We start from the raw sequence: 1813 nt of genomic DNA on the forward strand, positions 1-1813 counted from the left end.
AATTTAAAACATGTAATGGTTAAATGATCTTGGAAGGTTCTATAGCCGTAATTATCTAGTATTAGCGTAGCGGTATACTTTGTAAATGCTTCTCAATTAATTCAATCATCGATTTAGTAAGCGGTAAATGGAATTTTTCTTTAGCCCATACTTCATGGAAGCCTGAAACTGTTTGCTTTGCTGTATCCAACACCAACTTTTCTGGCAACATCGCTTTAGCTGCTAAGTGTGATAATTCATCCAACGTGAAATTACTGAACTTTTTGCTGCGGCTAACCTTTAACGAGGCACTATCATCGGAGATATAGGCAATAGTTGAGACAAAATCATAAGCTGGTGCAATGGATGCCGTGCGCTTGTCTTTGTAAATCATAGACCAATTCTTCAAATGCATATCAGCATTCCCAATTAACGTATTGAACACCAATCTGCGAGTAAATTCAGCGATATCTTCGTCTTGACCTTCTATGCCAATAACCTGAGCGATATTACGCATGCTGGCTTTTTTGTATTTATCTTGTGGATATACGCCAAAAATTTGCGCAAAATCCTCGATATGTATTGCTTGACCATCAGCACGGTCAAAACGTTTGATCACAAAGGCACTATCACCAAATTGTCCGATCCCTTTTGGGATATTAGCAATCTGGTTAATGGGTAGTAGCTTAATCTCTGGCACATCCATTCCCAACATTCGAGCTAATTCCATCATTGAATATTCATTTTCTGGGACGGCTTCAAATCGAGACGACGGCAATTTCACAATCCATGAACCTCCTTGACCTGTAGCTGGGATCGTCAAGCCGCCTTTTTCATGCTGCATAGCTGAAAATTTCAACTGCACACCCGCCAATGAAAATCGCATGGGTGCCTCGTATTTCGTTTCACCTTCAATTTCTTGGTGTACATTAGGCGGTAGCGCTTCACCCTCGGCAGGTTCAACCGTGATCGCTCCAGCTAAATCTTGTCCTAACACCCATAATAAGAAAAATTCCCGCGATGGATCCACACCTGCACGCTCTGCTAGGTAATTACGCATCGTTTCTTCTGGCAGTAAATTGGAGAAAAACGGGGTTAACTTAGTTTGGGTTGGTTTGAAGTTAGTCAACAAACCACCTAGTGAATCTTTAAAGCCAAGCCCTAATACAGACCGAGATTCATCATTAATGTATGAATCCGTAAAGGCAAAGAGTGTTCTATCATTACCCACGTTGGTGATAGTTGCGATTAGTTCGCCATAGAGTAAAACGTTTAGAGTGGATACATTGCTAGTCATCGTCGTCCCCATCTAAATTGTATGCTGGTGACATATTTTCATCTTTATCATTACTTCGAATGATCGACTTTATTGCAGGAACAAACTTTCTAGGCGCGATCAATACTTCTAGGTCAAGCACACGGGCGAGTGCAATCAAACTGGAAACTCTTAGGTCTACACCACCAGACTCGATTTTCGATATATGGCTTTGAGGTATACCCGAACGTACACTCAGATCCCTCTGGCTAAACCCCTTACGTACCCGTGCTTCTAGAAGGCTTTCCAGTATCTGTTCTGTTACATAACTCATGTTGATACTCTTTAATATATCATTGAAAATTTAATATATATAAAAACATATCACTCTAACTCGAGTAACACAATAATGATTATCTATTACACATCAAAAGTACACTTTGATATGTAATGATAGATTATTGATAACAGCACACTTTAACAGGCTTACTACCAAAACTTAATCGAGAGACGAGCTTGCTTTTGTTGTTCGATAAATGAGCCACCATTGCTGGCGTTTTTATGGTTGATTCATAATAC

General features: G+C 39.8%; 2 protein-coding genes. Both read right to left on the reverse strand.

The features are described 5' to 3' along the window. Window positions 1–61: 61 nt before the first annotated feature. Window positions 62–1276, reverse strand: coding sequence for a type II toxin-antitoxin system HipA family toxin (locus FH976_RS15660; protein WP_194091705.1), 1215 nt, complete (start codon window positions 1274–1276; stop codon window positions 62–64). Continuing rightward, window positions 1269–1568, reverse strand: coding sequence for a helix-turn-helix domain-containing protein (locus FH976_RS15665; RefSeq protein WP_194091706.1), 300 nt, complete (start codon window positions 1566–1568; stop codon window positions 1269–1271). The genes FH976_RS15660 and FH976_RS15665 overlap by 8 nt, the downstream gene beginning before the upstream one ends. Window positions 1569–1813 lie beyond the last annotated feature (245 nt).

The sequence above is a fragment of the Vibrio hibernica genome, from assembly GCF_015223435.1.
GTDB classification, from domain to species: Bacteria; Pseudomonadota; Gammaproteobacteria; order Enterobacterales; family Vibrionaceae; genus Vibrio; species Vibrio hibernica.

Coding starts and splice junctions, on each gene's coding strand:
- FH976_RS15660 (WP_194091705.1), bottom strand. CDS start 1,276: ATGACTAGCAATGTATCCACTCTAAACGTTTTACTCTATGGCGAACTA.
- FH976_RS15665 (WP_194091706.1), bottom strand. CDS start 1,568: ATGAGTTATGTAACAGAACAGATACTGGAAAGCCTTCTAGAAGCACGG.